Origin of the sequence: Rathayibacter sp. AY1C7, from assembly GCF_002931865.1 — a bacterium.
In the GTDB taxonomy this organism is placed as follows: Bacteria; Actinomycetota; Actinomycetes; order Actinomycetales; family Microbacteriaceae; genus Rathayibacter.
In genome coordinates, this window is record NZ_PSWB01000009.1 from 115781 (window position 1) to 123668 (window position 7888).

Sequence of the window (7888 nt, forward strand, 5' to 3'; positions counted from 1 at the left end):
TTCGCGCCGCGCGGCGTGATCGGATCGTTGCAGGATCCGGCACCGGCTGAGGTTCCGCATACGACACACTCAGCGACAGGGGGCGAGCGTCCCCCGCTCATGGGGAAGCCGACCGCGATCAGCGGCTCGGAGGAAGCAGGAATCGTGCGCTCTGCGCGACGACGCCACGGCGTCACCGTCATCACCACTGCGGCACTGCTGGGGGCGCTCGCGTTCCCGTCCGTCGCTCTGGCCACCGAGGTCGTCCCGGACGCCGCCTCGAGTCCTGCACCGGCCGAGCCGGCTCCCACCGCGGAGCCGACCGCGACTCCGGAGCCCACGGCGACGCCGCAGCCGGCCTCGACTCCGGCGCCCACTCCGGCTCCGACCATCGCGCCCGTCGAGAGCGCGCAGTCGCCCCTGGCGATCGCCCTCGACCGCACCACCTACGAAGCGGGCTCGGCGTTCTCCGCGATCCCGTCGGCGGAGGGCTGGGCCGGCGGCCTGGACGTGTCCGGGACCGGTTTCCAGCCCGGCACCGTCGCCGTCGTCGTGCTCCGCGACGGCGACTCGGAGGAGGCCGTCACCACCAGCGTGATCACCGCCTCCGGCGAGCTCCGCCTCCAGGACTGGCTCCCCACCGACGCGGACGGCGTCGCGGTGGACCCCCACCTCCCGCTCCCCGGCGAGACGATCTCCGTCGTCGCGGAGGGACTCGACGCCTCGGGCGCCCGTATCGCCTCCGATGCCGTCGAGCTGACCGTGACGCAGCCCGACACGAGCGTCGTCTTCCAGAACCGGGAGGACGGCGGTTTGCTCCCGGCCGGTGCGGATGTCCAGGTCGGTGAGTTCCGGATCTACGGCGTCGTCGCCTCGTTCCGCGGATTCGACCGCGGCGAGGACGTGTCCGTCACGCTCACCGCGCCCGACGGCAGCACCTCCGCCCTCGTGCCCCCCACGCCGACCCCGCTCTCGGGCGAGGCCTTCGTCCTGCTCGACGCCGACACCATGGCGGACCAGCTGGGCACCTTCTCCGTCACCGCCACGGGAGAGACCAGCGGACGCTCCGTGACGTCGTCGCTCGAGCAGGTCCCCTCGCGCACCGCGATCCGGATCTGGCCCCAGGGGGCTCCGCCCGAGCCCGCCCCGGCGGACGGACAGCCCACCAGCGGTGGCGCACTCCTCGGCTTCGGCGCGGACGAGACCGTCTCGATCGGCGTCTTCTCGACCTCGGGTGCGCGCCAGACGCTCACGGGCGGCGGCTCGAGCCTCGAGGTCGGCGTCGACGCGCTGGGCTGGAGCCTGATCTCCCTCGGCGAGTACCCGCTGCAGGACCCGGCGAGCGAGATCTACTGCGTCATCGCCCGCGGCACGTCGAGCGGTCTCGTGGCGAGCACCTCCTACGACTACACGCTGACGGAGGAGGACCCGATCGCCGGAGAGGCCGACTGCTCCGCCGCGGTCGCCGCCGTCACGGCGCACCCTGCCGGCGCCGGGCCCGCAGTGCACCCGGCCGGCTCCGGACCCGCGGCGCAGACGGGCGGCCACCGCCCCGTCCTCGCCTCGACCGGCGTCTCGACGACCGCGCCGCTCACCCTGGCCGCCTTCGGCATCCTCGGCGGTCTCGCCCTGACGGTGCTCCGCCGCCGCGCGTAGACGGCCACGCACCGCGGACGACGAAGGCGCCCGGGCACACCGCCCGGGCGCCTTCGCGGTCGCGAGACCCGTCGGGTCAGTCGGACGGCACCGCGCAGGTCTCCTCCGCCGCGGTCTGACCCGGAGCGTCGACGGCGACGGGAGCGGGATCCGTCGGAGCCGCGCCGCCGTCCGCGGGCGCCTCCGCCGCGGGCGCCTCCTCCGCCGGAGCGTCGGATGCGAGGGTCACCGGCTGGTCGTTGAGGACGCGGTTCATGAGCTCGGCCCCGACCTCGGCGTTGGGCACGACCTTGCCCGGGTAGTCCGGGTCGTCGAGCGCCGGGTACTGCACGAACACCATCTTCGAGAGGTCGACGTCCTTCAGTGCGAGGGCGAGCGAGATCATCGTCGCCGGGCTCGTGAGCGACGTCGACAGGTGCACGTTCGACGAGGTCGCCTGCGCGAGTCCGTAGAGGGCGGGGATGTTCGAGAGGGTGTCGGCCGAGCGGACGGTGCGCATCAGCGAGGCCAGGTACTGCTGCTGCGACGAGATGCGGCTGAGGTCGCTCTGGTCGCCGACGCCGTGGCGGCTGCGGAGGAACGAGAGGGCCATCGACCCGGAGACGGTGGAGGTGCCGGCGGGCAGGTCGAGGCCCGAGTCGGTGTCGAGGATCGGACCCGTGAGGCAGATCGGGACGCCGCCGACGGCGTTGCTCATCTCGATGACGCCGTTGAAGGACACCCAGCCGGCGTAGGGCACCGTCAGGCCGGTGAACTGCTGCAGGGTGTCGTTGACGCAGGCGAGCCCGCCGTACTGGAACGCGGAGTTGAGCGGGACGCCGGCGGCGGCCTCGGTGACGACGCCCGTCTCGGGGTCGGTGCACGCGGGACGGTCCAGGATCAGGTCGCGCGGGAAGCTGATCACCGTCGCGCTGCGGTGGTCGGCCGAGACGTGGAGCAGGATGTTGACGTCGTTGAGCGTGTCGTCGCGGACGCCGAACGTGTCGCCCTGCGTGGCGTCGTTGTCGGTGCCGACCACCAGGACGTCGAAGCCGCCCTCGACCGCGCCCATCTGCAAGTTCCCGGTGGGAGGAGCGACGCCCAGGTCGACCGCGTTGTCGGCGACGTTCCGGCTGATGCTCACCGTCGCGATCGCCACGAGCGAGGTGGCGCTGACGGCGAGGACGCCGACCACCGCCGCGATCCCGACCACCACTGTCCGCACCCCGGACCGCCGCCGGAGCCGCCCGTGCCGCACCGCGCGCTCGTGAACCCTCATGCGCTCCCACCCCTCGCCCCGCCCGCCCGTTCGCGGACGCAGTCGCTCGCCAGTGTAGGCAGGCCCCCTCCGATGCGGCGCGGAACGGCCCTGCTACCGTCGTGCGCGCATCGAGGAGCGGAGGAGGAGCCGTGGAACGCCGAGTCGTCGATCCCGTCACGCAGATCGAGTGGATCGTCCCGCCGTTCGCGACCGAGGAGGACACCCTCGCCCGCGCGCGGGCCGATCGGGAGGGGCGGCTCGCCGACCTCCGCCTGTACCCGGACCACTGCGCGGAGTATCCGCTCTGGGCGGTCGACGGCCCGATCGACGATCCGGGTGCGATCGGCGTCCCGGAGGCCCTGCACGGACCGCTGCTCCGCTGGCAGGAGCTCTGGGCCGCCGGATGCGACGTGTTCGAGGGCTGGAGGAGCGCCGAGGCGGAGGAGCGCTGGCTCGCCCTCGGCCGGGAGCTGCACACCGAGCTCGAGGCCGCCCTCTGGCTGACGACCCGCGTGCTCGCCTGCTTCTGAGGACTGCTGCTCGGACATCCGCGGGAAAGCCGGCGCAACCCGTCCCCGGACCGGCCCCCGCGTGCCTACCCTGGACGGTGCGCTCTCCTCGTCTTCTGCAGCAGGTCGTCGGCAAGCTCGGCGGGCAGCGACCCGCGGCCCCGGTGAGCCGTCGAGCGCAGCGCGCGCTCCTCGCCGAGCAGACGGTCCGCGGAGTGCTCGAGCTGGCCGTGCGGCTGGGCGAGACGCTGCTCTCGCTGGGGTCCGCGGCAGCCGAGGTGACCGAGACGATCCAGCGGGTGTGCCGCGCCTACGGCATCGAGTGCCAGGTCGACCTCACCTTCACGTCGATCCTGGTCGTGCACGACGGAGGCGACGACTCCCCCAGCGTGAGCGTGCTGCGCGTCGTCCCCTCCCGCAGCGCCGACTACGAGCGGCTCGCCCGCGTGACGGCGCTCGTCACCGCCATCACCGAGGGCTCGCCGGAGGTGCGGGTCGCCGACGCCGTCGACTCCGCCGAGGCCCGCGAGGAGGCCCGCCACCAGTTCGAGGCCGCGCACGACCGGCTCGACGCGATCCTCGTCCAGCCGCACCGCTACCGCCGCGGAGTCGTCACCCTCACGCTCGCGCTGATGGCCGCGGGCGTCGCGCTCCTGCTCGGGGGCGGACCCCTCGTCGTGCTCCTCGCCGCCGCGACGGCCGCCGCGATCGACCTGGTCAACCAGCTGCTCGCCCGCTGGGGCCTGCCCGCCTTCTTCCAGCAGATCGCGGGCGCCGCGCTGGCGACCGGAGTGGCGGTGGTGCTGCTCGCGGTCGTGCCGCGGCTGCCCGTGGAGCTGGCGGTTCTGCCGCCCGCGCTCGTCGTCGCGTCGGGGGTGGTCGTGCTCCTCGCCGGGCTCTCGTTCGTGGGAGCGGCGGACGACGCGATCAACGGGTTCCCGATCACGGCGGGCGGCCGGCTGCTCGAGGTCGGGCTGCTGACGCTGGGCATCGTCGTCGGGATCGCTGTGGTGCTCGACGGCGCGCGCTCGCTCGGGGTCGAGCTGGTGCTGGTCGACTCCTACGCCCGCCCCTGGCCGGCCGCCGTGCAGGTGCTCGGTGCCGGGGTCGCGGCGGGCGCCTGGGCGCTCTCGTCGCACACCCCTCCGCGGCCCGCGCTCATCGCCGCCCTCACCGGAGCCGGTGCGTTCCTCGTCTCAGACTCGCTGACCACCTCGGGCTTCGCGCCGCTCATGGCCAACGCCCTCCCGGCGCTGGCGATCGGCCTGCTCGGCGAGATGCTGGCCGAGCGGATGCGGGTGCCCGCCGTGGTGACGACCGCGTGCGCGATCGTCCCCCTCCTGCCCGGCCTCACCCTCTACCGCGGCGTCCTCGGCCTCACCTCGAACGCCGGCCCGAGCGCCGGGATCGAGCTCCTGCTCCAGGCGGGCATGATCGCGCTGGGCCTCGCCGGCGGAGTCACGCTCGGCCGGATCGCCTACCGCCGCCTGCGCACCCCGATCGTGCGGGCGGTGGCGCCGGTCCGCGCCCGGACCCGCCGGGACCGCGGGATCGAGCAGGCCCTCGCCGCCGACGTCCTCTACCCCGACGGCGCCGAGGCCGGGCAGGCGGACACCGCGCAGGTCGTCACGGCGCCGGGCAGCGGATCCGGCCTCACGGCGTCCGACCCGTCGGCGTCGGCCGCGGTCGACCCCGCACCGCTGCCCGACGAGCCGGCGCCGGCCGCCGAGGAGCCGTTCACCCGCACCGGGATCGTCCCGATCGTCAGCACGATCGGCGTGACGGAGCCGGTGCCGATCGTCACCGGGGAGGATCCGGCCGGCCGGGGCTGACGACAGGGCCTGCTCCCGTGGTCGGCTCCTCGCCGCAGAGGGAGGCGCCGCGCCGGTCAGTCCGCGTGGCCCCGCACGACCGCGGTCCGGCGGGTGTCGATCACGATCACCGAGCCGAGCACGATCAGGGCGAGCGACACCGAGGCGAGCGTGTCGGTCAGCCAGTGGTAGCCGAGGTAGAGCCGGGCGACGATCTGGCCGGCGATCATCCCGAGCGAGAGCGCGAAGCCCCCGATCATCCAGCTCCGGGAGGAGCGGCGGGAGGCGAGGAGGAACGTGGTGATCAGGAAGAAGTCGCTCACGCCGGTGACGTGGCCGGAGGGGAACGAGAAGGTCCCGTCGGGCCCGAGCAGCATGTACTCGACCGGCGGGCGCATCCGCATCACGAGGTGAGCGGCCAGCTGCACGCTGAGCATCCCGACGAGCATGCCGCCGGCCAGGAGGATCGGCCGCCAGAGGTGCCGCGCGAGGACGAACCAGAGCACGAGCACCGCCAGGATGATGACCGGCAGGTAGACCGGCCCGAAGACGGTGGCGAGCGCGTCCATCACGACCGTGCCCTCGGCGGAGCGCTTCTCGCGGAACCACTCGGCGACGACCGGATCGAGGACGGTGAGGCCGGTGCCGCTCGCGACCTGCGCGGTGAAGGCCGCGAAGAGGACGACGCCGACGCCGATGAGGCCGAAGCCGGCCCGGTCGAGGCCGCGGCGCGCCTCCGGGGCCATCACGCGCTCCTCCACGAGGAACCGCTGGTGGAAGCGGGCGCGGCGCGAGAGGGCGGGGGCGGTCATCCGCTCACCCTAGGGCTGCGGAGGCGCCGCCGACCGGGCCGTTCGCTCAGCGTCCTGCCGCGTAGTGCGTCTGGATCTGCTCCGGCGTGAGGACCGTCGAGTACACCGCGGCGTAGCGCAGGCTCCCGCCGAAGTACGAGGAGCCGACGTTCGGCCACTGGCCGCCCAGGCTGTCGTATCCGATCTTCCAGGTGCCCGTCGTGTTCTCGGCCGTGCGGTACGTGCTGTTCGAGGCGACCTTCACGCCGTCGACCCAGAGCGCGATGCCCGCCGTCGGCGAGAGCGTGGAGACGACGTGGTGCCAGAGCCCGTCGTTGACGGCTCGGGTGCTCGTGATGGTCTGCGCGGCGCCGTTGTAGACGCCGAAGACGAGCTTGCCGTCGGCACCGATGTAGGTGTGGCGGTCGTACTGGCCGCCGGGAGCGGTGGCGCCCGCGCTGAAGCTGAAGAGCTTGCCGCCGGCGTTCGTGGTCTTGAACCAGATCTCGGTGCTGAAGGTGCCGGGGTTCCTGATCTCCAGCGGCGTGCTCAGGTACTGGTTGGTGCCGTTCGGCGTCCACGAGCCGCCCGCGTCGCGCGGGCAGGCCTTGGGCGTCGCGGCGGAGCTGACCATCGCGGTCGGGAAGAGGCTGGTGGAGCGGTAGGTGCCCGGGTACTGGCCGGAGTCCGTGTCGGGCGCGGTCGTCGATCCGCTCGGCTGCGCGAGCGTGTAGGCGAAGAGCGCGGCCCCGCGGTCGGCGGCGAGGGCGCCGTCGCAGGTGAAGAACGCGGCGGCGCTGCCGACCGTGTTGGTCGAGTTCAGGATCGAGGCGGTGTACGCGCCGGAGGTGGCAGGGGCGGTGAGCAGCACGGCGGCCAGGGCGGCGGCGGCGAGGGCGGCGACGACAGACCTCGGGCGGGCGAGGAGGGTACGCAGCCGCGCGGCCGGCGAGGCGGCGGAGAGGCGGTGCCGGCTCATGCCGTCTCCTCCTCGCGGGCGGCGCGGCGGCCTCGCTCGGCGGTCCGCTCCGGCTCGCCGGGGAGGCCGACGAAGACCGTGTAGAGCACCGGGATCGCGCAGAGCAGGACGAAGAGGACCCAGCCCCAGAACGGCAGGTGCAGAGCGGAGGAGAGGGCGTAGGCGTCTCCGTCGTGCGCCGGGATCTGCAGGCGGCCGACCTGTCCGGAGACCAGGTCGACGGGGTCGGCGCCCTCGGCGCTCACGCGGATGGGGAGGACGCCCGTCGAGACGAGCGTGGCGTTCGTCGTGCCGCTGTCGACCGTGGCCTCGAGGACGACGATGCCGACCAGCGGGCGGAGCACGAAGACGGTGACGGACGCGACGAGCGAGAGGCCGAGGATCCGCATCGACGCCCGCTGGGTGGGCGAGGCGATGAAGCGGGTGAGCAGCTGCACGAGGACGGCGCCGATGATCAGCAGCGGCAGGCCGCGCACGAGCCAGCCGAGCACCGGCAGCGCCGTGGTGACGACTCCGATGAGCTGGTCCTGGCCGGTGGCCCACGGATCGACGGCGCCGTTGATGTCGCCCTGGGTGCGGAGCGTGCCGTCGTCGGCGATCTCGACGACCCGGTGGGTGTAGGTCTCGTCGGGCGTGGTGGTGGGGTGGAAGCTGACCGCGTCGCCGACCCGGACGTCCTCGAGGGCCGTCGGCTCGGTGAGGACGAGGGTGCCGACCGGGGCGGCCGTGCCCATGGAGGGCGTCTGCACGATGAACCAGCGTCCGCCGGACGCGTGGAACAGGAGCGCCGCCGCGACCAGGACGGCCAGCAGAGCGGTCGTCGTCCCGATCAGGGCGGTGCGGAGGAGGGACCACCTCCGCATGTCCGTCCTCCACACTACCTTAATCCAGACGACGACATCTCTCCTAGTCGTCCTGCCCGC

Annotated in this window: 7 protein-coding genes; 3 read left to right on the plus strand and 4 right to left on the minus strand. The window is 73.6% G+C overall.

Features of this window, described 5'->3' with window-relative positions; all coding sequences use genetic code 11:
• The first annotated feature begins 144 nt into the window (after nucleotides 1-144).
• A complete protein-coding gene (locus tag C5C69_RS07045; RefSeq protein WP_146080939.1) occupies nucleotides 145-1635 on the plus strand; it encodes a hypothetical protein in 1491 nt (496 codons plus the stop codon).
• Between the two features lie 76 nt (nucleotides 1636-1711).
• On the opposite strand, the gene C5C69_RS07050 is transcribed toward C5C69_RS07045, so the two are convergent.
• A complete protein-coding gene (locus C5C69_RS07050; RefSeq protein WP_104257626.1) occupies nucleotides 1712-2893 on the minus strand; it encodes an LCP family protein in 1182 nt (393 codons plus the stop codon).
• 131 nt (nucleotides 2894-3024) lie between these two features.
• Between C5C69_RS07050 and C5C69_RS16930 the strand changes: the two genes are divergently transcribed.
• Nucleotides 3025-3405 carry a hypothetical protein gene (locus C5C69_RS16930; RefSeq protein ID WP_181127036.1) on the plus strand — a complete coding sequence of 127 codons (381 nt, stop codon included), beginning with the start codon at nucleotides 3025-3027 and terminating at the stop codon, nucleotides 3403-3405.
• A gap of 77 nt (nucleotides 3406-3482) precedes the next feature.
• Nucleotides 3483-5216 carry a threonine/serine exporter ThrE family protein gene (locus tag C5C69_RS07060; RefSeq protein ID WP_181127037.1) on the plus strand — a complete coding sequence of 578 codons (1734 nt, stop codon included), beginning with the start codon at nucleotides 3483-3485 and terminating at the stop codon, nucleotides 5214-5216.
• Nucleotides 5217-5272: 56 nt separating this feature from the next.
• On the opposite strand, the gene C5C69_RS07065 is transcribed toward C5C69_RS07060, so the two are convergent.
• From C5C69_RS07065 to C5C69_RS07075, 3 genes are read right to left on the minus strand one after another with little or no spacing between them, the layout of a single operon-like run.
• Nucleotides 5273-6007, minus strand: a complete 735-nt coding sequence (locus tag C5C69_RS07065; RefSeq protein WP_104234004.1) for a phosphatase PAP2 family protein — start codon at nucleotides 6005-6007, stop codon at nucleotides 5273-5275.
• Nucleotides 6008-6053: 46 nt separating this feature from the next.
• Entirely contained in the window at nucleotides 6054-6965 is a 912-nt protein-coding gene (locus C5C69_RS07070) for a LamG domain-containing protein (protein WP_104247132.1), read from the minus strand.
• Nucleotides 6962-7828 carry a S26 family signal peptidase gene (locus C5C69_RS07075; protein WP_104257628.1) on the minus strand — a complete coding sequence of 289 codons (867 nt, stop codon included), beginning with the start codon at nucleotides 7826-7828 and terminating at the stop codon, nucleotides 6962-6964. The genes C5C69_RS07070 and C5C69_RS07075 overlap by 4 nt, the downstream gene beginning before the upstream one ends.
• Between the last annotated feature and the right edge of the window lie 60 nt (nucleotides 7829-7888).

Coding starts and splice junctions, on each gene's coding strand:
- C5C69_RS07070 (WP_104247132.1), bottom strand. CDS start 6,965: ATGAGCCGGCACCGCCTCTCCGCCGCCTCGCCGGCCGCGCGGCTGCGT.
- C5C69_RS07050 (WP_104257626.1), bottom strand. CDS start 2,893: ATGAGGGTTCACGAGCGCGCGGTGCGGCACGGGCGGCTCCGGCGGCGG.
- C5C69_RS07075 (WP_104257628.1), bottom strand. CDS start 7,828: ATGCGGAGGTGGTCCCTCCTCCGCACCGCCCTGATCGGGACGACGACC.
- C5C69_RS07065 (WP_104234004.1), bottom strand. CDS start 6,007: ATGACCGCCCCCGCCCTCTCGCGCCGCGCCCGCTTCCACCAGCGGTTC.